This is a genomic window from Thalassobaculum sp. (genome assembly GCF_965223715.1).
GTDB lineage: Bacteria > Pseudomonadota > Alphaproteobacteria > Thalassobaculales > Thalassobaculaceae > Thalassobaculum.
The window spans coordinates 2652968-2677075 of sequence record NZ_OZ245012.1 but is presented as its reverse complement, the minus strand read 5'-3'; the positions used below and the strand labels follow the sequence as shown (position 1 = coordinate 2677075).

General features: G+C 67.2%; 24 protein-coding genes. 8 read left to right on the top strand and 16 right to left on the bottom strand.

All coding sequences use genetic code 11. The features are described from left to right. Positions 1 to 104: 104 nt before the first annotated feature. Together ACOQOP_RS12290 and rpsD are read right to left on the bottom strand one after the other, a co-directional pair. Positions 105 to 1418, bottom strand: a complete 1314-nt coding sequence (locus tag ACOQOP_RS12290) for a tetratricopeptide repeat protein (RefSeq protein ID WP_420562100.1) — start codon at positions 1416 to 1418, stop codon at positions 105 to 107. Between the two features lie 175 nt (positions 1419 to 1593). Next, entirely contained in the window at positions 1594 to 2208 is a 615-nt protein-coding gene (gene rpsD, locus ACOQOP_RS12285) for a 30S ribosomal protein S4 (protein WP_420562099.1), read from the bottom strand. 305 nt (positions 2209 to 2513) lie between these two features. Here rpsD and ACOQOP_RS12280 point away from each other — a divergent pair, with 305 nt between their 5' ends. Together ACOQOP_RS12280 and ACOQOP_RS12275 are read left to right on the top strand one after the other, a co-directional pair. Next, a complete protein-coding gene (locus ACOQOP_RS12280; protein ID WP_420562098.1) occupies positions 2514 to 3479 on the top strand; it encodes a UDP-glucuronic acid decarboxylase family protein in 966 nt (321 codons plus the stop codon). 71 nt (positions 3480 to 3550) lie between these two features. Then, positions 3551 to 4414 carry a hypothetical protein gene (locus ACOQOP_RS12275; protein WP_420562097.1) on the top strand — a complete coding sequence of 288 codons (864 nt, stop codon included), beginning with the start codon at positions 3551 to 3553 and terminating at the stop codon, positions 4412 to 4414. A gap of 16 nt (positions 4415 to 4430) precedes the next feature. Here ACOQOP_RS12275 and ACOQOP_RS12270 read toward each other — a convergent pair whose 3' ends face one another. The 3 genes from ACOQOP_RS12270 to ACOQOP_RS12260 form a co-directional block, all read right to left on the bottom strand. Further along, entirely contained in the window at positions 4431 to 5195 is a 765-nt protein-coding gene (locus ACOQOP_RS12270) for an RNA methyltransferase (RefSeq protein ID WP_420562096.1), read from the bottom strand. A gap of 4 nt (positions 5196 to 5199) precedes the next feature. Further along, positions 5200 to 6843 carry a citramalate synthase gene (cimA, locus tag ACOQOP_RS12265; protein ID WP_420562095.1) on the bottom strand — a complete coding sequence of 548 codons (1644 nt, stop codon included), beginning with the start codon at positions 6841 to 6843 and terminating at the stop codon, positions 5200 to 5202. 104 nt (positions 6844 to 6947) lie between these two features. After that, complete coding sequence (locus ACOQOP_RS12260) at positions 6948 to 7772, bottom strand: phytanoyl-CoA dioxygenase family protein (RefSeq protein ID WP_420562094.1); 825 nt, start codon at positions 7770 to 7772, stop codon at positions 6948 to 6950. 230 nt (positions 7773 to 8002) lie between these two features. Between ACOQOP_RS12260 and ACOQOP_RS12255 the strand changes: the two genes are divergently transcribed. Then, positions 8003 to 10462 (top strand): penicillin-binding protein 1A, encoded by a 2460-nt coding sequence (locus ACOQOP_RS12255; RefSeq protein WP_420562093.1) that lies wholly within the window; start codon positions 8003 to 8005, stop codon positions 10460 to 10462. Positions 10463 to 10530: 68 nt separating this feature from the next. After that, positions 10531 to 11662 (top strand): peptide chain release factor 2 gene (gene prfB / locus ACOQOP_RS12250; protein WP_420562092.1). Its coding sequence is split into 2 segments (ribosomal slippage): positions 10531 to 10599 and positions 10601 to 11662, totalling 1131 coding nucleotides; the frame shifts between segments, so codons are not numbered across the junction. Between the two features lie 160 nt (positions 11663 to 11822). Here prfB and ACOQOP_RS12245 read toward each other — a convergent pair. Further along, complete coding sequence (locus tag ACOQOP_RS12245; RefSeq protein WP_420562091.1) at positions 11823 to 13208, bottom strand: amidase; 1386 nt, start codon at positions 13206 to 13208, stop codon at positions 11823 to 11825. An 81-nt stretch (positions 13209 to 13289) separates the two neighbouring features. Beyond that, positions 13290 to 14177 (bottom strand): NAD(P)-dependent oxidoreductase, encoded by an 888-nt coding sequence (locus tag ACOQOP_RS12240; RefSeq protein WP_420562090.1) that lies wholly within the window; start codon positions 14175 to 14177, stop codon positions 13290 to 13292. Between the two features lie 268 nt (positions 14178 to 14445). Between ACOQOP_RS12240 and ACOQOP_RS12235 the strand changes: the two genes are divergently transcribed. The 3 genes from ACOQOP_RS12235 to ACOQOP_RS12225 all read left to right on the top strand — a co-directional run bounded on the left by ACOQOP_RS12235 (position 14446) and on the right by ACOQOP_RS12225 (position 16673). Beyond that, positions 14446 to 14850, top strand: a complete 405-nt coding sequence (locus ACOQOP_RS12235) for a tellurite resistance TerB family protein (protein WP_420562089.1) — start codon at positions 14446 to 14448, stop codon at positions 14848 to 14850. An 18-nt stretch (positions 14851 to 14868) separates the two neighbouring features. Next, positions 14869 to 15807 carry an NAD(P)-dependent oxidoreductase gene (locus tag ACOQOP_RS12230; protein ID WP_420562088.1) on the top strand — a complete coding sequence of 313 codons (939 nt, stop codon included), beginning with the start codon at positions 14869 to 14871 and terminating at the stop codon, positions 15805 to 15807. Between the two features lie 230 nt (positions 15808 to 16037). Continuing rightward, on the top strand, positions 16038 to 16673 hold the full coding sequence (locus ACOQOP_RS12225) for an HAD family hydrolase (protein WP_420562087.1): 636 nt from the start codon (positions 16038 to 16040) through the stop codon (positions 16671 to 16673). A gap of 9 nt (positions 16674 to 16682) precedes the next feature. Here the strand turns inward: ACOQOP_RS12225 and ACOQOP_RS12220 are convergent, their stop codons facing one another. From ACOQOP_RS12220 to ACOQOP_RS12200, 5 genes are all read right to left on the bottom strand, one after another. After that, a complete protein-coding gene (locus ACOQOP_RS12220) occupies positions 16683 to 17288 on the bottom strand; it encodes a PAS domain-containing protein (RefSeq protein WP_420562086.1) in 606 nt (201 codons plus the stop codon). A gap of 251 nt (positions 17289 to 17539) precedes the next feature. After that, a complete protein-coding gene (gene groL / locus ACOQOP_RS12215) occupies positions 17540 to 19171 on the bottom strand; it encodes a chaperonin GroEL (protein WP_420562085.1) in 1632 nt (543 codons plus the stop codon). A gap of 80 nt (positions 19172 to 19251) precedes the next feature. After that, positions 19252 to 19569: a co-chaperone GroES gene (locus ACOQOP_RS12210; RefSeq protein ID WP_420562084.1), complete on the bottom strand. Its 318-nt coding sequence runs from the start codon at positions 19567 to 19569 to the stop codon at positions 19252 to 19254. Between the two features lie 253 nt (positions 19570 to 19822). Further along, a complete protein-coding gene (locus tag ACOQOP_RS12205) occupies positions 19823 to 20392 on the bottom strand; it encodes a PAS domain-containing protein (RefSeq protein WP_420562083.1) in 570 nt (189 codons plus the stop codon). Positions 20393 to 20397: 5 nt separating this feature from the next. Beyond that, the gene (locus tag ACOQOP_RS12200) at positions 20398 to 20844 is read right to left on the bottom strand and encodes a hypothetical protein (protein WP_420562082.1); all 447 of its coding nucleotides are present in this window, start codon (positions 20842 to 20844) and stop codon (positions 20398 to 20400) included. Between the two features lie 16 nt (positions 20845 to 20860). Between ACOQOP_RS12200 and ACOQOP_RS12195 the strand changes: the two genes are divergently transcribed. Then, positions 20861 to 21139, top strand: a complete 279-nt coding sequence (locus ACOQOP_RS12195) for a Usg family protein (protein ID WP_420562081.1) — start codon at positions 20861 to 20863, stop codon at positions 21137 to 21139. A gap of 57 nt (positions 21140 to 21196) precedes the next feature. Here the strand turns inward: ACOQOP_RS12195 and ACOQOP_RS12190 are convergent, their stop codons facing one another. From ACOQOP_RS12190 to ACOQOP_RS12175, 4 genes are all read right to left on the bottom strand, one after another. Next, positions 21197 to 21505 carry a 2Fe-2S iron-sulfur cluster-binding protein gene (locus ACOQOP_RS12190; protein ID WP_420562080.1) on the bottom strand — a complete coding sequence of 103 codons (309 nt, stop codon included), beginning with the start codon at positions 21503 to 21505 and terminating at the stop codon, positions 21197 to 21199. Positions 21506 to 21586: 81 nt separating this feature from the next. Beyond that, a complete protein-coding gene (locus ACOQOP_RS12185) occupies positions 21587 to 22579 on the bottom strand; it encodes a DUF2332 domain-containing protein (protein ID WP_420562079.1) in 993 nt (330 codons plus the stop codon). Further along, entirely contained in the window at positions 22576 to 22890 is a 315-nt protein-coding gene (locus ACOQOP_RS12180; RefSeq protein WP_420562078.1) for a 2Fe-2S iron-sulfur cluster-binding protein, read from the bottom strand. Before ACOQOP_RS12180 ends, ACOQOP_RS12185 begins: the two co-directional genes overlap by 4 nt. Continuing rightward, the gene (locus ACOQOP_RS12175) at positions 22887 to 23960 is read right to left on the bottom strand and encodes an NAD(P)/FAD-dependent oxidoreductase (RefSeq protein ID WP_420562077.1); all 1074 of its coding nucleotides are present in this window, start codon (positions 23958 to 23960) and stop codon (positions 22887 to 22889) included. Before ACOQOP_RS12175 ends, ACOQOP_RS12180 begins: the two co-directional genes overlap by 4 nt. Positions 23961 to 24108: the final 148 nt, after the last annotated feature.

The following is a 24108-nucleotide window of genomic DNA, read 5'->3' as shown; positions in this document are numbered from 1 at the left end:
GTGGCGGAACCCGGGAGCGAATCTCCGACGGGCGCGACGACGGTATACAATCCCACCGCCAACGTTAAACCGGCCGATATCCGTCGTTCCGGATATGCGGTCGGTCAGGCGGCGAACTTCTCCGCCAAGTATATGATTCCGCTGATGGGCTTGCCGCGATCGGTGCGCAGTGCAGTCTGCAGTTTATCGACCACCGTCAGCCCATTCTCGGCCATCAGGGAAGAGATATAGGCGTCCCCGTGGCCAAATCGACCTGTGGGCCGAAGAACCCATGACGCGGCCGGCACCTCGGCCTCGACCGAGAAGGCGAGCACGCCCCGGTCGTTCAGCCTGTTCGCGATCAGGCTGATGGTGGTGTCGAGGGCGCCCATGTAGATGAACACGTCGCCCGCCATGACGAGATCGACCGTCCCCTCCATGGCTTCCAGATAGCTGTCGATATCGGCGGCCCGCAGCGCGTCGTACACGCCCTTCACCTCGGCCTGGCGCAGCATGTTCTCCGACAGGTCGACGCCGGCCAGGTGGTCGATGAAGCCCCGGGCGGCGGCGCCGGTCAGGCCGGTCCCGCAGCCGAGGTCCAGGGCGTGGCCGAACCGGCGACCGCGCCGGTGCTGGTTGAGCAGGCCGACGATGTCGAGATGGATCCGGCACTGCAGGTCGCCGACCAGATGCGCCTCGAAGCGCGGGGCGTAGTCGTCGAACAGCTTGCGGACATAATCCAACGGCGCGCGCTGGGTCGTGCGGCCTTCCAGGGCGGCGACCAGATGCCGGGCGTCGCTGCGCTCCGGATTCAGGTCCAGCGCCCGCTTCAGGTGGACAAGCGCGTCGTCCCGCTGGCCCTGCCGGTTCAGCAGCATGCCCACATTGTAGTGGACGGTATCGCTGTCCGGCATGCGGTCGGCGGCCTGGAGATAGGCGTCCACTGCCTCCTCCAGCTCGCCGATCTCCTGATAGGCGTTGGCCAAGTTGTTGTAGGTCTCGCCCAGGGTGGGGTCGAGGTCCAGGGCGCGGCGGTAATAGTCGATGGCCCGCAGCAGATGCCCCTCGGATTTCAGGATCACCCCGAGATTGCTATAGGCATCGGCGAAGCCTTCATCGACCAGCAGCGCCTTCTGGTAGCAGCTTGCGGCGGCGGCGACCTGTCCGGCCTGCTTGAGGATGAGGCCGAGCGTGTTGAGAGCGCCGGCGGCGCGGGGTTCGGTGAGGACGGCCTTGGCGGCGAAGGGCACGGCATTGGCGAGGTCGCCTCGCTGGAGCATCAGCGTGCCCATCAGGTTCAGGGCGTCGGACTCCATGGGATCGACGGCCAGGGCGCGCAGGTACAGATCCTGGGCCGCGTCCAGATGGCCCAGCTGATGCGCGCGGACTGCCTGGGCGACCAGGACCGGGGCCGGCGGATCGAGTGTCGCCGTCGCCATGCTGCTTTTTCTCCCTCTCCAATCGGATCGTATATCGCTCAAATCCATTGAACAATTGGTTAAGGAAGTTCCGCTCGGCGGGCACAAAAGGCCGGGAAAGGCCAATCCGGGAGCTGAAAAGCAAAAGGCCGGCCCCGAGGGCCGGCCAGTCGCCGAATGTCTGAGTTGCCGTCGATCAGCGGGAGTAGAACTCGACCACGAGGCTCGGCTCCATCTGAACCGGATACGGCACATCCTCCAGCTTCGGGATACGCGTGAAGGTGCCGGTCATCTTGCTGTGATCGACTTCCAGGTAGTCCGGAACGTCGCGCTCGCTCGACTGTGCGCCTTCCAGGACCACCGGCAGCTCGCGGGACTTCTCCTTGACCTCGACCACGTCGCCTTCGCGCACCAGGAAGGAGGGGATGTTCACGCGCTTGCCGTTGACCTTGACGTGGCCGTGGTTGACCAGCTGGCGGGCGGCGAAGACGGTCGGCACGAACTTCATGCGGTAGACGACCGCGTCCAGGCGGGTCTCCAGAATGCCGATCAGGTTCTCGCCGGTGTCGCCCTTACGACGGACGGCCTCGGCGTAGTACTTGCGGAACTGCTTCTCGCCGATGTTGCCGTAGTAGCCCTTCAGCTTCTGCTTCGCCATGAGCTGCACGCCGTAGTCGGTCGGCTTGCGGCGGCGCTGCCCGTGCTGACCCGGGCCGTATTCGCGGTTGTTGAGCGGGGATTTCGGGCGGCCCCAGAGGTTCACACCGAGGCGGCGGTCAATCTTGTGCTTCGCAGCGATGCGCTTGGCCATCGCGTTGCTCCTTCTTCTTCGGCCCATGTTCCGGCCAGTTTCGGCCGCCGGGCGGGTTGTCCCGATAGGGCATCCGGCGTCGCAGAGACCTGCTTGTGCCGGGCCGGGAACATGCCGGTTTGCATGCTCCTCTTTCTCAGGAATGCGCGGGTTATACGGATCGACCCGGAAAAGTCAAACAACCCGTGCCGATCCGCGGGCCAAAGATGGGGCGCAGCCACCTCGCGTCGGTCGGGGATAGCGGATATTCTCGGCCGCGGCGACCGCGCCTGCCGCCCGTAGCCCACCACAGGAGCCGTTCAGCAATGCGTCAGGACTATTTCGGGCGGAAGCGGGTGCTCGTCACCGGCGGGGCCGGGTTCATCGGCTCCCATCTCTGCGAACGGCTGCTGCGGGAAGGCTGCGAGGTGGTCTGCGTCGACAATTTCTTCTCGGGTACCCGGGCGAACGTCACGCACCTCCTGGAGAACCGGGATTTCGAGCTGATCCGCCACGACGTAACCTTCCCGCTCTATGTCGAGGTCGACGAGATCTACAACCTCGCCTGTCCGGCCTCTCCGGTGCACTACCAGCACGACCCGGTGCAGACGACCAAGACCTCGGTCCACGGTGCCATCAACCTGCTCGGCCTCGCCAAGCGGCTGGATGCCCGGATCTACCAGGCGTCGACCTCCGAGGTTTACGGCGACCCCACGGTCCATCCGCAGACCGAGGACTACTGGGGCAACGTCAATCCGATCGGGCCGCGGGCCTGCTACGACGAGGCCAAGCGCTGTGCCGAGACGCTGTTCTTCGACTACCGCCGCCAGCACGGGCTGGGCATCAAGGTGGCCCGCATCTTCAACACCTACGGGCCGCGCATGCATCCACGCGACGGCCGCGTGGTGTCGAACTTCGTCATGCAGGCGCTGCAGGGCCATCCGATCACCCTCTACGGCGACGGCAGCCAGACGCGGTCGTTCTGCTACGTGGACGATCTGGTCGAGGGCTCGATGCGGCTGATGGAGAGCCCGGACGGCGTGACCGGACCGATCAACCTGGGCAACCCGGCGGAATGCACGGTACTTGAGCTGGCGGAGACCGTGATCCGCCTGACCGGCTCGACATCCCGGATCGAGTACCGGCCCCTGCCCGAGGATGATCCCAAGCAGCGCCGCCCCGACATCACCCGGGCCCGCGAGGTGCTCGACTGGCAGCCGGCGGTGTCCCTGGAGGACGGGCTGACCCGGACGGTGGAGTATTTCCGCCATGTCATCGCCGCCGGCGGCTGAGGGCCAGGGCGCTTTACATCCGTCGGGCGGGCGCCCTACGGTCTTCGCGGCTGGGATGGCGAGAGGGCGAGATGGCCAAGCGTAAAGCGCTGACCACGATGGTGATCGGCAGTGACTACCAGTCGATGTGGAACGGGCTCTACCGCAAGAGCGTGCAGGCCTATGCCGACCGGCACGGCTACGACCTCGTCCTGATCGACGACTACATCGATCCCACCCCGCGCGCCAAGGAACGCACGCCGCACTGGCAGAAATGCCTGATCCTCGAGCACCCGAAGCTCCAGGACTACGACCATGTGGTCTGGATCGACGCGGACATCTTCGTGAACTACCACTCCGCCCCCTGCATCGTGGCCCATTACGGTGAGTCCGAGGGCATCGGTGCGGTGCCTTTCGGGTCGACCCAGCCCACTGCCGAGATCCTGGAGAACCGCTGGGACCGGGCCTTCCGCTTCGGCAGCGGCATCTTCAAGCGCGACCGCGGCCCGACGGCCCGGGAGCGCTATGCCGAGGCCGGGCTGCCCGACGATCAGCCGGACATGGTCAATACCGGGGTGATGGTCCTGCGCCCGGACCGGCACAAGGCGTTCCTGCGCGACGTCTACGAGACCGGCACCGAGAACGAATACTCGGCGATGGAGCAGATGTGGCTCTCCTATCGGATCTTCCAGGAGGGCCTGCTGCAGCCGCTCGACCCGCGCTTCAACAAGATCTGGAGCGAGGAACTGGTGCAGAACTACCCGTTCCTGATGAACGCGGCGACCCGCAAGCAGACGCCGATCATCGCGCTGTGCGTGACCGCCGCCTGGCTGAACGGCTATTTTCTGCATTTCCTGGCGGACGGGTATTCGCGCGGCGACGTGCGCTACATCATGACCATGTTCGACGCGCCCGAGCAGATCAACCTGGAAGCCCTGCTCAAGCAGCGCGGCTGAGTGCTTTGGCGGAGGCTCAGGGCGCGCGCCGGCGTTTTCCCGTGAGCGCCTTGATCACGCCGTGGAGGCTCTGGATCTCCTGATCGGTCAGGCCGGTGCGGGCGAACATGGTGCGCAGGTTGCGCTTCATCGTCGGGCCCAGATGCTCCGGATAGAAGAAGCCGGCCTCCTCCAGCTCCTCCTCCAGGCGGGTGAAGAAGAACTCCCGCGTCTCCACCGGGGCCGGCGGGCTGTCGGACATGAGCTGGACGTCCGGCGTGGCGTCGCCGCTCTGGTACCACTCGTAGCCCACCAGCAGGACCGCCTGGGCCAGGTTCAGGGACGAGAAGCCCGGGTTCAGCGGGACGGTGATCACGGCGTCGGCCAGGGTGACGTCCTCGTTCACCAGCCCGGCGCGCTCGGGGCCGAACAGCACGCCGACCGGCTGGCTCGCGTCGATCCGGGCGCGGAGCTGGGCGGCGGCGGCGCGCGGCACCAGGGCCTCCTTGGTCACGCCGCGCGGCCGGGCGGTGGTGGCCAGCACATAGGTCAGGTCGGCGCAGGCCTCTGCGGTGGTCGGATAGACACGGGCGTTCTTGAGCACCTCGATCGCGCCGGCCGCCATGGCGTCGGCGGCCGGGTTGGGCCAGCCGTCGCGCGGGCTCACCAGCCGCATGTCGGTCAGACCGCAGTTCAGCATCGCCCGGGCGCAGGCGCCGATATTCTCGCCGAGCTGCGGTTCCACCAGGATGATCGCCGGGCCGGTGCCGGCGACGGAGCGGGCGCGGTCGGTTCCCGCCATCCGCTCAGGCACCCGCCTTCGGCGCGGCCGCACCGTCGCGCAGCAGCTTCCAGGTGATGGCGTCGGACAGGGCGGCGATGGAGGCGTCGATGATGTTCGGGCTGACGCCCACCGTGCGCCAGGTCTGGCCGGTCTCGTCCTCGCTCTCGATCATCACCCGGGTGGTGGCGTCGGTGCCGTCGCCTTCGCGGGCCGGCGGCAGGATGCGCACCTTGTAGTCGATCAGCCGCATGGTCTGGATCGCCGGCAGGGCCGGGGTCAGCGCCTTGCGGATGGCGGTGTCCAGCGCGTTGACCGGACCGTTGCCGACCGCGACCTCGTGATGGGCGGTGCCGCCGACGGTCAGGGTGGCCGTCGCCTCGGACTCGATCACCAGCTCGCCGCGGGCGTTGAAGCGGCGCTCGTCCATGACGCGCCAGCGTTCGATCGTAAAGAACTCCGGCACCCCCTCGATCAGCCGGCGGGCAAGCAGCTCGAAGCTGGCCTCGGCACTGTCGTAGGAATAGCCCTGGAACTCCTTCTCCTTCACCTCGTCGACCAGGCGCTGGATCTTCGGGTGTTTCGGGTCGATCTCGACGCCGATCTCGGCGAAGCGGGCCAGGATGTTGGATCGACCGGCCTGGTCGGACACCAGGATGTGGCGCTGGTTGCCGACGGTCGACGGCTCCACATGCTCGTAGGTCTTGGGGTCCTTCTGGACGGCGGAGACGTGCAGCCCGCCCTTATGGGCGAAGGCGGCGGCACCGACATAGGCGCGGTGCGGGTCGCTCGCCCGGTTGAGCCGCTCGTCCAGCATCCTCGACACCGAGGTCAGATGCTTCAGCTTGTCGGCGCCCACATTGGTCTTCATCCCCATCTTCACCACGAGGTTCGGGATGATCGCCATCATGTCGGCATTGCCGCAGCGCTCGCCCAGGCCGTTGATCGTGCCCTGGACCTGCCGGGCGCCGGCGCGGATCGCGGCCAGGGAGTTGGCAACCGCGTTGCCGGTGTCGTTGTGGCAGTGGATGCCGACATGGGTGCCCGGGACCCGCTCGGTCACCTTGGCGACGATCTCCTCGATCTCGTGGGGCAGGGTGCCGCCGTTGGTGTCGCAGAGCACCACCCAGCGCGCGCCGGACTTGTAGGCCGCCTCCGCGCAGTCGAGGGCGTAATCCGGGTTGGCCTTGAAGCCGTCGAAGAAATGCTCGCAGTCGAACATCGCCTCGCGGCCGACCGCCACGGACCGGGCGATGCTGTCGCGCACCATGGCGATGTTCTCGTCGCGCTCGATCTCCAGGGCGACGTCCACATGGAAGTCCCAGGTCTTGCCGACCAGGCAGACGGCGGGGACCCGGGCGTCAAGAATGCCGGCGAGGCCCGGGTCGTTCTCCGCGCTGCGGCCGGGCCGCCGCGTCATGCCGAAGGCGACGATGCGCGCGCTCTCCATCTTCGGCGGTTCGGCGAAGAACCGGTCGTCGGTCGGGTTCGCGCCCGGCCAGCCGCCTTCGATGTAGTCGATCCCGAGCTGGTCCAGCGCGCGGGCAATCGCCGCCTTGTCGGCGACGGTGAAGTCGACGCCGCGGGTCTGCTGCCCGTCGCGCAGGGTGGTGTCGAACAGGTAGACGCGGTCGGCGTCCGGGGTGTCGGTCGTGCTCACGCTGGCCATGGCGCCTCTCCCGGCCCGCTCCGTGAGGGATCGTCAGGGAGACGGGCGACTCGGTGTTGGGAGGGGGTCTCTACCAGTGCCGACGCCGGGCGGCAAGCGGCTGACTACCCCCGTAGGACGGGGAAATCCTCGCCTCGCAGCGGGTCGCCGTGGTTGAGCCGCACGTTGGGGAAGGGGGGCGAGACCTCGCCCTTGCGCTTCACATAGATCACGTCGTCGCCGCAGAAGCGGGCGGCGAAGGCGCGCCGCCGGTTGCCGCCGGTCCCCGGATTGCCCGGCGCGCCGTGCACGGTCAGGAACGAGAAGGCGATGGCGTCGCCCGGCTCCATGTCCCAGCCGAGGATCGTGAGCTCGCCGCGCTGCAGCTCGATATCGGGCAGCGGCTCCAGCCCCTCGTCGCCGCGCTCGTAGGCCTCGCCCTTGAACTTGGTCGGCAGGAAGCGCTTGCCCCAGCCATGGGAGCCGGCGATGAACTCGACGCAGACCTCCCGCGGCACCGGGTCCAGCGGGATCCACAGCGAGCAGGTCTGGGTGCCCTCGATGCAGTAATAGGGCTGGTCGTGGTGCCAGGGGGTGCGTTCCTCGGTGCCTGGTTCCTTGACCAGGACATGCTCGTGGAACAGCACAACTTTTTCTGAGCCCATGAGCTGGCCGGCGAGGTCGGCCGCCGGCGATTCCTTAAGGAAATGGTGGTATTCCGGGATGCGTTGCCAGTTGCAGTAGTCGCCGAAGAAATAGCCTGGCTTGCCCTCGGGCGTATATTCCTTGGCGTAGGTGCCGGGCTCGCGCATGTTGCGGTCGATGCCGTCGCGCAACTCGGCGATCCAATCCTTGTCGAAGACGCCCGACAATTTCACCGCGCCGTCGCGACGGAACATGTCGATGGTGGTGTCGGCGAGGGGGCTGGTGGGCGCGGCGCTGGCGGACATGGCATCGTCTCCGGGGCAAACCTGACACGCGGTCTGCGTAGCGTGCGAAGTCCTCCGGCTTTCGTCAATCCGCGGCGACGGCGGTGCCGGCGAGACAACGTGCGCCAGGCCACATCCCGCCGCGTTCGCGTCACATTATCTTTGTAGGGTCGGCAACCGTTTGGCGCTCACGGCGTTGGGAATGCATATGCCCAGCGCGTCTGGTAGGGTGGGGCCGGGCTTCGGAGGGTATGAATTTGTTGCGTTGGCTGCTCGGACTCTTTGTCTTCGTCCTGATCGTCGCGATCGGAGGCGTCGGCGCCGTGCTGTACGCGTTCCACCATTTCGGCCGCGGCCTGCCGGACTACGAGTTCCTCGCCGACTACGAGCCGCCGGTGGTCACCCGGGTGCATGCGGGCGACGGCCGTCTGCTGGAGGAGTTCGCCCGCAACAAGCGCGTCTTCGTCGCCATCGAGGCGATCCCCAAGCGGGTGGTGAAGGCCTTCCTGGCCGCCGAGGACAAGAATTTCTACAACCACCCGGGCATCGACTTCGTCAGCCTCGCCTCCGCCGTCGTCCTGAACGTGAAGAACTACGGGACCGGCCGGCGCCCCGTCGGTGCGTCGACGATCACCCAGCAGGTGGCGAAGAACTTCCTGCTGACCAACGAGGTGTCGATCGACCGAAAGGCCAAGGAGGCGATCCTCTCCTTCCGCATCGAGCGGGTGCTGAGCAAGGACCGCATCCTCGAGCTGTACCTGAACGAGATCTATCTCGGCTTCGGCTCCTATGGCGTCGCCGCCGCGGCCCTGAACTATTTCGACAAGCCGCTGGCCGAGCTGACCATCGCCGAGGCGGCCTATCTCGCCGCCCTGCCGAAGGCGCCGAACAACTACCACCCGACCCGCAAGCACGATGCCGCCGTCGCCCGACGCAACTGGGTGATCGGCCAGATGTCGGAGAACGGCTTCATCACCCAGGCCGAAGCCCAGGCCGCAACCCAGGAGCCGCTGACCGTCTCCACCGCGTCCACGGGTGACGAGACGACCGCCGATTACTTCGCCGAGGAAGTGCGCCGCGACCTGCTGGAGCGCTACGGCGACGAGGGACTGTACGAGGGCGGCCTGTCGGTGCGCACCACCCTGGACCCGGACCTGCAGCGCATGGCCGACAAGGCGCTGCGCGAGGGGCTGATCGAGTATGACCAGCGCCACGGCTGGCGGGGGCCGGTGACCCGGATCGAGATCGTGCCCGGTTGGGGCGACGCCCTGGCCAAGGTCGAACGTCCGGCCGGCCTCGGCAGCTGGCGCCTGGGGGCGGTGGTGAAGGCCGACGCCAAGACGGCGACCATCGGCTTCCCCGACGGATCGCTGGCGACCCTGCCCTATGACGAGATGAAATGGGCGCGCGAGTGGCTGGAGGACCAGCGGTTCGGCGGCACGCCCCAATCGGTGACCGAGGTGCTGTCCGTCGGCGACGTGGTGCCGGTGGAGACCGTGACCGAGAACGGCAAGGGCGAGGCCTATGGCGAGGCGACCGTCGCCCTGCGCCAGATCCCGGACGTGAGCGGCGGCCTGGTGGCGATGGACCCGCATACCGGCCGCGTGCTGGCCATGACCGGCGGCTACAGCACCGAGATGAGCGAGTTCAACCGTGCGACCCAGGCCTGGCGCCAGCCGGGCTCGTCGTTCAAGCCGTTCGTCTATCTGGCGGCCCTCGACAGCGGCTATACCCCGGCTACCCAGATCCTCGACGCGCCCTTCGTGCTCGATCAGGGACCTGGCCTGCCGAAATGGAAGCCCTCGAACTATTCCAACGAGTTCTACGGTCCGACGCCGATGCGCGTGGGCATCGAGAAGTCGCGGAACCTGATGACGGTGCGCCTCGCCCAGACCATCGGCATGGACAAGGTCGTGCAGTATGCCGAGCGCTTCGGCGTGGTCGACGACATGCAGCCGCACCTGTCCTTCTCGCTCGGTGCTGCGGAGACCACCCTGCTGCGCATGACCACGGCCTATTCGATGTTGGTGAATGGCGGCAAGCGAATCACCCCGTCTCTGTTCGACCGGGTGGTGGACCGGCACGGCAAGACCGTCTACCGGCATGACGACCGCCCCTGCGAGGGCTGCTCGGCCGCCTCCTGGAACGGCGGCCCGCCGCCGCGGATTCCGGACACCCGCGAGCAGATCGTCGATGCGGCCTCGGCCTATCAGATCGTGTCCATGCTGGAGGGCGTCGTCCAGCGCGGGACCGGTCGGCGCATCGCCGAACTGGGCAAGACCCTGGGCGGCAAGACCGGCACGACCAACGAGAACATGGACACCTGGTTCGTCGGCTTCTCCCCGGACCTGGCGGTCGGCGTCTATGTCGGTTTCGACCAGCCCCGCACCCTCGGCCGGACAGATACCGGGTCGAGCGTGGCCGCCCCGATCTTCAAGGCCTTCATGGCCGACGCCCTGGAGGATGTGGTGACCCCCGACTTCCGTATTCCTCCGGGGGTGCGCATGGTCTGGGTCGATCTCGAGAGCGGTCAGCGGGCCAATCCCGGTGCGCGCGGCGCGATCCTGGAGGCGTTCAAGCCCGGGACCGAGCCGACCGGCGAGAGCCTCGTGATCGGCGGCGGCATGGGACCGGCCCCGTCCAACACGGAGCCAGCCTCCGCGCCGGCCTCCGCCGCCCCTGTTGCGACCAGCGGGTCGGGGCTCTATTAAGCGTCTGACATCGTCCCGATAACCAACGTCCCGGTACGGCGGGACGTCACCTTGAACGGAGGGCGCAGATGCGCGCCGAGACCACGCAGACCCTCGATGAGATCAAGCAGTCGATCGAACTGCTGAGGAGGCATCTTTGACTGGGATGTCGCGCTGACACGACTGTCCGAGCTCGATGCCCTGACCCAGGACCAGAGCCTTTGGGACGACCCCGACCGGGCGCAGAAGCTCATGCAGGAGCGTACCCGGCTGGAGAAGCAGATCGAGGATGTGAAGGCGCTCGACCAGGCGGTCGAGGACGCCGTCATGCTGATCGAACTCGGCGAAGCGGAGGGTGACGACGACACCGTCGCCGAGGCCGAGAAGGAACTGGAAGCGGTCCGCGCCAAGTCGGAGAAGATGCAGATCGAGAGCATGCTGTCCGGCGAGGCCGACGGGCTCGACTGCTATCTCGAAGTCCATGCGGGCGCCGGCGGGACCGAGGCCCAGGACTGGGCCGAGATGCTGCTGCGCATGTACACCCGCTGGGCCGAGCGCAAGGGCTACAAGCTCGAGTGGCTGGAAGAGAGTGCCGGCGAAGAGGCGGGCCTCAAGTCGGCGACCATCAAGATCTCGGGACACAACGCCTATGGCTGGCTGAAGACCGAGAGCGGCGTGCACCGGCTTGTCCGCATCTCGCCCTATGACAGCCAGGCCCGTCGTCACACCAGCTTCTCCAGCGCCTGGATCTATCCGGTGGTCGACGATTCGATCGACATCGTGATCGAGGACAAGGACCTGAAGGTGGATACCTACCGGGCCTCGGGTGCGGGCGGTCAGCACGTGAACCGGACGGACTCCGCGATCCGCATCACCCACATCCCGTCGGGCATCGTCGTGCAGTGCCAGAACGACCGCTCGCAGCACCGCAACCGGGCCACCGCCATGGACATGCTGCGCGCGCGCCTCTACGAGGCCGAGCTGCAGCGCCGCGAGGAAGAGGCGAACGCGACCGAGGCCAGCAAGTCGGATATCGGCTGGGGCCACCAGATCCGCTCCTACGTGCTGCAGCCCTACCAGATGGTCAAGGACCTGCGGACCGGCCACGAGAGTGGCAATCCCACCGCGGTGCTGGACGGCGATATCGACGCCTTCCTGGAAGCCTCGCTCGCCGGCAAGGTCGGCATGACCCGCGACGGCGGCGACGCGGCCGCGGGATAGGCGCTCTCACCTCAACCCACCCACCCCATCACTCCCCGGCCGTGTGCCGGGACCAACGGGTGTGGGTGTTCGGTAAGCGGTGGGTGAGTTGGCGCGACCCCCAGCGTGGGCCCCGGCAGAGGGCGGGGGCGTTCGTTAAGAAGGTATAGGGAAGAGGCCCTTACTTCCGAAACCCGCTCAGGTCCGGCGCCTTGCCGGCGCCCAGCACCGTCTCCAGCGCCATCGAGATCGACAGCAGCCGGGCATCCTCGCCGCCCGGACACATGAGCTGCAGGCCGACCGGCAGGGATGCGCCGAACTGCTGGATCGGCAGCGAGCTGGAGCAGAGCCGGAAGATGTTGCCAGGCTGGGTGTTGCGCGACGAAAGGCTGCCCCGGGCCGCCTCCTCCGGATGCTTCAGGTTCTCCACCGGCATTGGCACGAAGGGACAGGTCGGCGAGATCCAGCCGTCCAGCCCGGCGAACCGCGTCTCGGCGATCCGCTCCAGTTCGAGACGGCGGTACTGGGCCGCCAGATGCTCCACCGCCGTAACCTCCAGCCCGTGGGCGGCGCGGTCGGCGGTCACCGGATCCATCTTCGGGCGGGCCTTCTTGAAACCCTCGGGGGTCAGGCGGGCGATCAACTCCGGCGGCACGATGGCCGGGAACAGCCTGGCCCGCTCCTCGGCTTCCGGAATCTCGATGTCGACGATCTCCACCCCGGCCGCACTCAGCGCCACGATGGCCGCCTCGACGGTGCCGGCGACCTGCTCGTCCAGATCCTCGAAGAAGTAGTTGGTCGGCCGGCCGAGCCGCAGCCCCTCAAGCCGCGCCGGCATCGGCACGTCCTGTCCGGTGATCACCGCATGGATCAGCGCCGCGTCGCCCGCATTGCGGGTCAGCGGGCCGATGGAATCCAGCGTTGGGCTGAGCGGGAAGACGCCGTCGGTCGGCCAGAGCCCCACGGTGGTCTTGTGCCCGAACAGGCCGGTGAAGCAGGCGGGGATGCGCACCGAGCCGCCGGTATCGGTGCCGAGCGCGAAGCCGCACAGCCCGGCCGCCGTCGCCACGGCGGAGCCGCTGGACGAACCGCCGGGGATGCGCTTGGTGTTCGCATCCCACGGGTTCCAGGGCGTGCCGCGCGCCTCGTTCACGCCGGTCGCCCCGAGCGCGAATTCCACCGTCCTGGTCTTGCCGATGGGGATGCAGCCGGCCGCCTTCAGGCGGTGCATGATCGTGCCTTCCGGCCCGGTCAGGTGCTCGCTCTTCATCTTCGAGCCGTTGGTGGTCGGCAGGCCCTCCAGGGCGATGATGTCCTTGACCCCGATCGGCACGCCCATGAGCGGGCCGAGATCGACGCCGGACGCGAGCAGGGCGTCGATCGCCTTGGCCGCCTTCAGCGCCCGGTCGCCATCGACCACCATGAACGCGCCCAGCTTGCCGTCATAGGCCTCGATCCGCGCCAGGCAGGCCTTGACGGCGGCCACGGCCGTCACCTTTCCCTCGCGCAGATCCTGGGCGTAGGCGGCGATGCCGTGTTCGAAATAATCCTTCAGGGTCTTCGACATACTGATCCTCCCGCGTGACGGATCACGGTGGCACGGCGCCGGGACGCAATCAAACCCGGTTCTGCGGATGGGGCCCCGTTCTCAGCGCTTTGGCGGGGCGTAGAGGTCGATGGTCGCCGCATTGTCCGAGTCGCCCAGCCCCTGCTTGACCAGCAGCTTGTGGATCTCGGCGGCGAGGCCGGTCAGGGGGAGGGAGGTGCCGAGCTGGCGGGCGCTGTCCATGACCGTGTTCAGGTCCTTCACCATGATCGCCACCCGGCCCTGGACGTCGCGATCGCGGGCCGCCATGCGGGGCAGGAACTGCTGCAGGATCGGCGAGTCGGCGCGGCCGCCGGCCAGGGCCTGGGGCAGCTTCGCCGGGTCGATCCCGGCATCCTCGGCGAACTGGCAGCATTCGGCCATCAGGGCCAGGCCGGCGCCGACGATCATCTGGTTGATCAGCTTGGTCGACTGGCCCGCCCCGTTCTCGCCCATCAGGGTGAAGCGGCCGGCCATGTGGGCGACGACCGGCTCGACCCGGGCGAAATCCTCGGCCGAGCCGCCGGCCATGACGGTGAGGGTACCGTTGGTGGCACCCGGCACGCCGCCGGAGACCGGGGCGTCGATCCAGCCCATGCCGGTCTCCGACCGTAGCCGGGCGGCGAACTCCTTGGCCTTGTCGGGCTTCATGGAGGAGAAGTCGACCAGGACCTTGTCGGCCGAGGCCGCCTCGGCGATCCCGTCGGGACCGAACACGACCGCCTCCACCGCGTCGGTATCGGTCAGGCAGGTGAAGACGATGTCGCTCTGCTCGGCCACGGCGCGCGGCGAGGCGGCCGCGATGGCACCGGCCCCGGTGGCCGCCGCGAGCTTGTCGGCGGAGCGGTTCCAGACCGCCAGAGGATAGCCGGCCGCCGCCAGGCGCTGCGCCATCGGCCCTCCCATCAGGCCGAGTCCGATATAGCCGAGCCGTGTGGTGTCGCTGCTCATTGGATCTTCATCCCTTCCCGGACCGTTGTGGGGGCGCCAGCGACCCCGGTCCCGGGCCGCTGCCTTCGTCCCGCCCTCCGGCGGGGAGGGCTATTTGGGAACGAACGCGTTGCGCGAACAACCCCGCCATTGGAGAATGTCCCGCTGTCGGGTCGGCAGTGCCGTCAGCGGCCTCTGTTGTCGCAGGCCGGAGAGACCGGTATACCGGGGCGCATGCGGCCGATGGCCGGCCGCACGTCCCATCTTTCTAGCCATTCAAGGGATTTCGATGATTAGCCACCACGCCGCCCTGATTTACGCCATGATCATCGGCGCCGCCGCCGACGGCTCCCTCGCCGACAGCGAGCTGGAGACCATCCGCGGCATCATCCACCATCTGCCGATCTTCAACGATTTCGAGCGGGGCAACCTGCCGCAGCTCGCGGCGGCGGCCACCGACATGCTGTCCGAAACCGACGGGGTCGAGACCGCGATCGGCCAGATCAAGGCGAACCTGCCGGAGCGGCTCTGCCCAACCGCCTACGCGCTGGCCTGCGACGTGGTCGCCGCCGATGGCGAGGCCACTCAGGAGGAGCTGCGGTATCTGGAGATGCTGCGCCACGACCTCAATGTCGACCGGCTGACCGCCGCCGCCATCGAACGTGGTGCGGGCGCCCGTTACGCGCGCATGTAAGCCGGACGGGGCGACGCGGTGACCGAGCCCCCTTCTCCGGCGTCGGAGACCCAGACCCTGCGGGGCTGGCGCCTTGGTCTTGTGGGCCTTGGCCTGATGGGTGAGCCGATGGCCCGCCGCCTGGCCGCGGCGGGGGCCGAGCTGTCCCTGTGGAACCGCTCGATCGAGAAGGCCGAAGCGCTGGCCGCCGCGTTCGACGGCGTGACGGCGCAGCCCTCCCCGCGCCATGTGGCCGAGGCCTCCGACATCGTCATCGTCATGGTCTCCGATGCCGAGGCGGTGCGCGAGGTGGTGTTCGACCCGGTGGACGACAGCTGGGGCGTCCTCCACGGCCTCGCCGAGGACGGCATCCTGGTCGACATGGGGACCACCGGCCGGCCGGCGACCCTTGATTATGCCGGGCGGCTGCGGATGACCGGCGGCAATTGGGTGGACGCGCCGGTCTCGGGCGGCACCACGGCGGCGGAGGATGGCAGCCTCACCATCATGGTCGGCGCCAGCGACCCGGATTTCGCCCGGATCGAGCCGATGCTGAAGGTGCTTGGCCGGCGCATCACCCATGTGGGGGCGGTGGGTGCCGGGCAGGTGGCGAAGACGGCCAATCAGATGATCGTCGGCATGACCATCGGCGCGGTGGCTGAGGCGATGGCGCTGGCGAAGCGCGCCGGGGTCGAGCCGGCGGTGCTGCGCGAGGCGATCTCCGGCGGCTTCGCCCAGAGCCGGATCCTGGAGCTACATGGCGAGCGCATGGCCACCGGCGACTTCAGGGCCCGGGCCAAGGCGACGATCCAGCGCAAGGACATGCGAGCCGCCGTCGCCCTGGCCGAGCAGGCCGGGATCGAGTTGCCCGGCCTGATGACCAACGCCGCCCTATGGGAGGACATGGTTGAGGGCGGGCTGGGCGACCTGGACCATTCCGCCCTGATCCTGGCGATCGATCCGCCGGATGAGGAGTGACGGCGGAAGTCAGGGCCTCCTCCTCCCCTCTCGTCTTCCCGGCCTTGAGCCGGGACCCAGCCTTCGGCGCGCTGGAACGGCTGGGATGACCTCCAACGCCGCGGCTGCTGCTCTTCTGGGCCCCGGCGCAAGGCCGGGGAGACTATAAGGGCGCTTGGCGCTTGCGCATGCCTGCAGGGCGCCGTAAGTCGGCAGCCGGTGCCGACGATTGACCAGACAGGAAGCAGCAGATGCCCGAGAGCCTGACCGCCGTCGTCTTCGATATCGGCAACGTCCTGATCCGCTGGGACCCGCGGCTGCTGTACCGCAAGCTGTTCACCCGGGTCGACATGACGGTGGACGAGCCCAAGGTCGACTGGTTCCTGGCCAATGTCTGCACGACCGACTGGAACGTGGAGCAGGACCGGGGACGCCGGATCGCCGAGGCGGAGGCCGAGGCGATCGCCCGGCATCCGGACTACGGCCCGCAGATCCGGGCGTTCTATGGCCGCTTCCAGGAGATGATCCCGGGCGAGATCCCGGAGACGGTCGCCGCCCTGCGGCAGGCGAAGGCGGCGGGCTTTCCGGTGCACGGACTCACCAATTTCGGGGCCGAGACCTTCCCGCTGACCGCGCAGCGCTTCGACTTCCTGCGCAGCTTCGACACGGTCGTGGTGTCGGGCGACGAGGGCGTGATCAAGCCGGATCCGGCGATCTTCCACATTCTCACGGAGCGCGCCGGGATCGATCCGCGGCGAACCGCCTTCATCGACGACAGTGCCGCCAATATCGCGAGCGCGGCCGAGCTTGGTTTTGTCACCCACCACTTCTGCGACCAGCAGGCCTTCACGGCCTGGTGGCAGGCGTCGGGGCTTCCGTCCGGCTGAGCCGGCGGCTCAGTCCGGTCGGATCGGCCGGCACACCGCCTGGTTGATGGAGGACAGGAAGACCGCCTGGAACGGTGCATCCATGCGCAGATGCAGCATGGGCGTGGCGTTCCAGGGCAGGTTCGGGGCGATGAAGGAGTTGCCGAAGAGCAGCATGTTGACCGGCTGCCCGTCGCTTTCGGCAAGGGGAAGGATCAGCCGGCGGATGGTCACGACCCGCTCGGTGCCGTAGTCGAAGATCGCCTCGCTCAGCATCGGCTGGCGCTGGTCGACGGCCGCGTTGTACAGCTCCTCCAGGAACTGCCGGTAGCGGCCGTGCTTGGCCTTGTCCAGATACTTGCCCTGATAGTTCTCGCCGAACATGGTCTGCATGTAGGAGCCGACGAGCCGGTAGCGGAATCGCCACGGCGGGCCCTCCACGTCGATCAGCCCGATATGCTGAAGCAGCTCCGGAATATCGACGGGATCGATGTCGCGGCGGCAGGGCAGGGCGCGCCGGCTCCGCTTCGCGGACCAGTAGGACAGCAGTGGATCGAGAATGGCGTCGCCCAGCGGACCCTCCGACGGTGCCGACTGAGAAGGAAAGCCCGGATTGCTTTGAACGACTGCTGACATCGCTTCTTCCTATGTTGAAGGAACGATATCGGAGGGCGGCAAAACCAGCCAGAAGTATCGAATTGGAATTAGGAAAAGTTCATTTCAATCTGAAAGTAAAATAGTTAATCAACTTTGAGATATTGTGTGATTTCCCACATTCGCCTTGCCAGCCTCTTGGGGCGACGCAACGCGCCGGAGGCCGGTGGGCGAAACGGAAACGGGCCGGGGATCGCTCCCCGGCCCGTCCTGTCTCTTGGAGGTTGGCTGGCTTAGAAGCCCATGCCGCCCATGTCCGGGGCCGCCGGGGCAGCCGACTTCGGCTCCGGCTTGTCGGCGACCATGGCCTCGGTGGTGATCAGCAGGGCAGCGACCGACGCGGCGTTCTGCAGCGAGCTGCGGACAACCTTGGTCGGGTCGATGATGCCGGCCTTCACCAGGTCGGTGAAGCCACCGGTCTGGGCGTCGAAGCCCCAGCTGCTGTCCTTGGACTCGAGCAGCTTGCCGACGATGACCGAACCGTCGTGACCGGCGTTGGACGCGATCTGACGGGCCGGGGCCTCCAGGGCGCGGCGGATGATGTTCACACCCATGCGCTGGTCGTCATTGGCGGGCTTCAGCTTGTCCAGGGCGCGGATGGCGTAGACCAGGGCGGCACCGCCACCCGGCAGGATGCCTTCCTCGACCGCGGCGCGGGTCGCGTGCATCGCGTCGTCGACGCGATCCTTGCGCTCCTTCACCTCGATCTCGGTCGCACCGCCGACGCGGATCACGGCCACACCGCCGGCGAGCTTCGCCAGACGCTCCTGCAGCTTCTCGCGGTCGTAGTCGGAGGAGGTGTCCTCGACCTGAGCGCGGATCTGCGAGCAGCGGCCCTCGATGTCCTTCTTCTTGCCGGCACCGTCGACGATGGTGGTCTCGTCCTTGGTGATGGCAACACGCTTGGCGGTGCCGAGCATGTCAAGGGTGACGCTGTCGAGGTTGATGCCGAGATCCTCGGACACGACGGTGCCGCCGGTCAGGATCGCGATGTCCTCGAGCATGGCCTTGCGGCGATCGCCGAAGCCCGGGGCCTTCACGGCCGCGACCTTCAGGCCGCCGCGCAGCTTGTTCACCACGAGGGTGGCCAGGGCCTCGCCCTCGACGTCCTCGGCGATGATCAGCAGCGGCTTGCCGGACTGCACGACCTGCTCCAGAACCGGCAGCATGGCCTGCAGGTTGGACAGCTTCTTCTCGTGCAGCAGGATGTACGGGTTCTCGAGTTCGCAGACCATCTTGTCGGCGTTGGTCACGAAGTACGGCGACAGGTAGCCGCGGTCGAACTGCATGCCCTCGACGACGTCGAGCTCGGTGTGCAGCGACTTGGCTTCCTCGACGGTGATGACACCCTCGTTGCCGACCTTCTCCATGGCCTTGGCGATCATCTCGCCGATTTCCTTCTCGCCATTGGCGGAGATGGTGCCGACCTGGGCGACCTCACCGGAGGTCGTGATCTTCTTGGAGCGCTTCTCGATGTCGGCGACGACGGCCTCGACGGCGCTGTCGATGCCGCGCTTCAGGTCCATCGGGTTCATGCCGGCGGCCACGGCCTTGGCGCCCTCACGGACGATGGCCTGGGCCAGAACGGTCGCGGTGGTGGTGCCGTCGCCGGCCACGTCGTTGGCCTTGGAAGCGACCTCGCGCACCATCTGCGCGCCCATGTTCTCGAACTTGTCGGACAGCTCGATTTCCTTGGCGACGGTCACGCCGTCCTTGGAAATACGCGGAGCGCCGAACGACTTCTCCAGCACGACGTTGCGACCCTTCGGGCCCAGCGTCACCTTGACGGCGTCGGCCAGAATGTCCACGCCCTTCAACATCTTGTTGCGGGCGTCGATGCCGAACTTAACGTCCTTGGCAGCCATGTGAATGTTCTCCTTGGATAGGGTTAGCCCTTGTTACAAGCGGCTTCTTTCGAAGGCCCCTCGCTGAATAGGACAGCTGGTTAGGCGGCCTTCTTCGACGACTTCGCGGCGCCTTCGAGCACGCCCATGATGTCGCTTTCCTTCATGATCAGCAGGTCTTCACCGTCGATCTTGACCTCGGTGCCGGACCACTTGCCGAACAGAACCCGGTCGCCCGGCTTCACGTCGAGAGCGACGATCTTGCCGGCCTCGTCGCGCGCGCCCGGACCCACGGCCAGGACTTCGCCCTCCATCGGCTTTTCCTTAGCCGTGTCGGGGATGATGATGCCGCCAGCGGTCTTCTGATCGGCGTCGAGACGACGAACCACCACGCGGTCGTGGAGCGGCCGAAATTTCATGACCCTTCCTCCGTTTACACTCTGTTGAGACGTGCAGTTTGAGCAATGTCGCCGGGATACACTCCGCCTGTTAGCAGTCGCCCCCGGTGAGTGCTAGCGATGTAAGGAAGCGGAGAAATTCTGTCAAGATCGCACGATGCCGGTATTTCGAGGATCTTTCGGTCCCGTGCCTCGACCCCCTCCAAGAGCCGCCGTCGCACATATGAGACGGCGGGGTCTCCGGGTCAACCGCGATGCCGAAAGGCCGCGCCGGCTAGCCGACGGCGCCCACCTGGGGGAAGTCGGGGACGCCGTTCCCGATGTCGAGAAACACCCGCTCCGCCGTCCTCTTCTCCAGCAGATAGCGTTCCTCGCGGGTCTTGAAGTCATCCAGCCGGATGTCGTCGACCTGATAGTACAGCAGGGTCGGCTGTCCACGGTCGTCGCGCATCGGCAGGCCGAAGGATTCCGAGACCCGCCCCTTGCCGTCGCCGGTCCGCACCGCCTGCCTGACGAACTGGGCGCAGGGGTGGGTGGCGATGAGGGTCATGGCCGCCCGGGTGACCGGCCGCTCCTCCGGGGTGCGGAAGTCCAGATAGTTCTGTCCGGTGATCTCGCGGCCGTAATGCTCGATCACCGTGGTGCCGGCCAGGCGCACCAGGAAGTGATCGGGGGCGACGATCTCGAAGATCATGAAGGTGTTCAGGATACCGGCCAGTGCCTGGGGCTCGAAATCGCGGCGGTGCGGGATCAGGTCGGTCCGCGGCAGCGACAGCCAGTAATCCGCGAACCGGCGCGCCCTGGGCTTCAGCGCGGCGGTCCGGATGGAGAGATCCGTGGTCATGCCCGTCAATAGGTCCAATTGGGATCGAAGGTGACGGCGATATTGGTTGGCGAGGTGGGCTGCACCAGCGAGTACATGAACTTCGTCGGGCCGGTATAGCCGCACTGGCCGATATCGGCCCCGGCCCGCTTGCGGAACTGCACCTCCAGGCGGAAATGGCGGACCAGCGTGTCGATCTCCGCGCGGCGATAGGCCTCCACCAACTCCTGCGGCAGGTCGATGGAGCGCGGCGGCGAATAGATGCCCTCGATGCAGAGCTCGTTGACGATACAGGCGGCGAGACCCGGGCCGTCTCCCGGATCGATGCCGGGGCAGGTGCCGGTATCGGCGGCGGCATCTGACGGCTGGCAGCAGACTCCGAGGATGGCTGCTAAAATACTGAAGTAAAAGAGAATTCCTCTTGTCCGCGTCGGCGTTCTACCAGCAGAATTTTCAGCGTCAACTGCGTTCATTCGGAGGTAAGGCGCGATGCTGAGTTCCGGAACCCGTCCGAGCGTCAACGACTTGTATCGATATCGGCTGACCACGGCGGAAATCCTCTATCGTCTTCCCGACTACCCCAAGCTGCTCCAAAGCTATCTCTGGCAGGAGATGGATGTCGCGCCGGACTTCCCCCGCCTGACCAAATTCCTGGACTATTGGGAACGCAATTTGGATGGCCGACTGCACACTGTGCGGATCGCCAATGCCGAACTGGTCCGTCCCCAGGAGATCGCCTACGCCGCCCACGACTTCGGCTATCACTGAGGCCGCGGGCCGATCGAGGGGCCGGCAACGGTCCCTCGATCCAAGGCAGGTGCCGGTTTACTCCGGCGCCAGGGTGACCTTCAGACCGTCCAGGCTCTCGTCGAACAGGATCTGGCAGGACAGCCGCGAGTTCTCCTGAACCTCGAAGGCGAGGTCCAGCATGTCGTTCTCTTCCTCGCCGCGCGGCTCCAGCTTGGCCCACCAGTCCGGATCGACATAGACATGGCAGGTCGCGCAGGCGCAGGCGCCGCCGCATTCCGCGGTGATCGGCAGCCCGGCCTCGCGGATGATCTCCATCACCCGCCAGCCCTTGGTGGCCTCGACCTCGTGTTCGCCGCCCTCGCGGTCGGTCACAGTGATCTTCATCGGATCCCCTCGACGTGCATGGCATTCGGTCTTTTCCCGAGGTTTAGGGGAAGGCTCGGGCGCGGTCCAGCGCTTTGCTCGTCAGGTCTCGAGTTCCAGCCGGTCGCCGATCAGCCGCAGGGCCGCGCCGTGCGGATCGGTCCAGGCGACGGGCCTGCCGTTGACCGCCTGCATGAACATGCCGGGTGGCGGCGCGGTCGGGGCCCGTTCGGCGATCCAGGGCAGGACGCGCGTCGCCTCGTTGCAGATCCACACGTCGCAGGCCGCCCGGATCCGCGCGCATACCTGCCGCCTCTCCTCCTCGTCGTCGATATAGGCCAGCACGGAGCTGTGGATCAGGACGCGGGTGGCGCCGGCCGGGGCGCCGTCGAACAGGTCGTCCAGCGGGTCGAGCAGGCTGCGCCGCTGGATCGCCACCGGATTGTCCCGGGCGATCGCCAGCGCCTTGCCCAGACGCTCCGCCCGCGCGGTCTGCTCCGGCCAGACCAGGGTCTGCAGCCAGGCGACCTGGTCCGGGTCGGTGGCGTCGAGCGGATTGAGGTCGAGCCCGCCGCGCCAGGCGATGGTCGGGTAGGACTGCGGGATCAGTTCCGTCGGCTCGATCGCGCAGGGGAAGACCGGTACCTGGGGACCAGCGCCCTCCGGCATCAGGCGGGAGCCGCCATACTCGTAGCCGTAGCGGTCCGGATGGAGGCAGAGGCCCGCCGAGGTGCCGATCTCGAACAGGGCGATGGGCTGCGGCAGACGGGACAGCACCGGCATCATCAGGGCGCAGCGCCCGGGCTCGTTGGTCTGGGTCGAGCGGGACAGCATCACGGTGCGGATCGCATCGCCATGGGTCCGAATCGCGGCCGCCAGGGCGGCACCGTCTGCCGGTACGCCGACGATGTGGCGGACGGCGGCAAGCAACAGGTTCGGCTGCTGCTTCGGCACCGGCAGCGCGGCGAGAAAAGAGAGGATCTCCGGCGTCTCGGCAACGGCGAGGCCGAGGTCCACATAGATCGGCGACCGGCCGCGCACCTGCTCCTCGACGAACGCCCGGTAGCGCTCGGCGATGGCGCCGGTATCCGTCATCTGGGCATGGGCGCGATGGTCACGTGGAGGCCGTCGAGCTCGTCGCGCATCAGGATCTGGCAGGAGAGGCGGGAGTTGTCGCGGACGTCGAATGCCTCGTCGAGCTTCTCTTCCTCCTCGGCACTGCGCGGCGGCAGTTTGTCCAGCCAGTCCTCATCAACATAGACGTGGCAGGTGGCGCAGGAACACGCACCGCCGCACTCCGCCAGGATCGGCAGGCCCCAGTCGCGGATAACCTCCATCACGCGCCACCCCTCCAGCGCTTCCAACGCATGGCGCTCGCCGTCCGGGGTGGTCACGTTGAGGATCATGCGACGCCCAGCTTCTGCTGCAGGTCGGTGGAGGAGGTGGTGTACTGGAAACGGATCTTCTTGTCCGGATGGACGATGCGCACCGCCGCCTGGCTCATCAGCGCCGCCTCGTGGAAGCCCGACAGGATCAGCTTCAGCTTGCCGGGATAGGTGTTGATGTCGCCGATGGCGAAGATGCCGGGCGTCGAGGTCTCGAACTTCTCGGTGTCGACCGGGATCAGGTTCTGCTCGAGGTTCAGGCCGAACTCCGCCACCGGGCCGAGCTTCATGGTCAGCCCGTAGAATGGCAGCAGCATGTCACAGGGCACCGACCACTCGCCGCGGTCCTTGTCCTTGAACACCACACCGGTGAGCTGGCCGTTCTCGCCCTCCAGGCCGGAGATCTGGGCGATCTCGAGGGTCATCTTCTTCTCGGCCACCAGGGCCCGCATCTTGTTGACGCTGTCCGGAGCTGCGCGGAACTCGTCGCGCCGGTGCACCAGGGTGACGGACTCGGCCAGCGGCTGCAGGTTCAGGGTCCAGTCGAGCGCGCTGTCGCCGCCGCCGGCTATGACCAGCTTCTTGCCGCGGAACTGCTCCATCTTGCGCACGGCGTAGAACACGCTGGAGCCTTCATAGGCGTCGATGCCGGGGATCGGCGGCTTCTTCGGCACGAAGGACCCGCCGCCGGCGGCGATGACGATCACCTTGCTGTCGATCACCGAGCCGGTGTCGGTGGTCAGCCGCCAGGTGCCGTCCTCCAGCTTCTCCAGCTTCTCGGCCATCTGGTTGAGGTGGAAGACCGGGTTGAACGGGGCGATCTGCTCCATCAGCCGGTCGGTCAGCTCCTGGCCGGTGCAGACCGGGACCGCCGGAATGTCGTAGATCGGCTTCTCCGGATACAGCTCGGCGCACTGCCCGCCCGGCCGGTCGAGGATGTCGACCAGATGGCATTTCAGGTCCAGCAGCCCGAGCTCGAACACCGCGAACAGCCCGCAGGGGCCGGCGCCGATGATGGTGACGTCGGTCTGGTGCGGACCGGCACCCTCGGCGGTGATGATGGACGGGGCGGAGGCGGCGTCAGGGGACATGGGGCAGCTCGGGGCTCGAAGTGTCGGAGTATCGCGCCGAACATAGGCACACGGCGGGACGGGGCCAAGCGTTCAGTTGGTTTAATGTCGTTTGGCGAAGGCGGGCCAACCGTGTTCCGTCGTCCTGATGCCAATCAGGACCAACGCA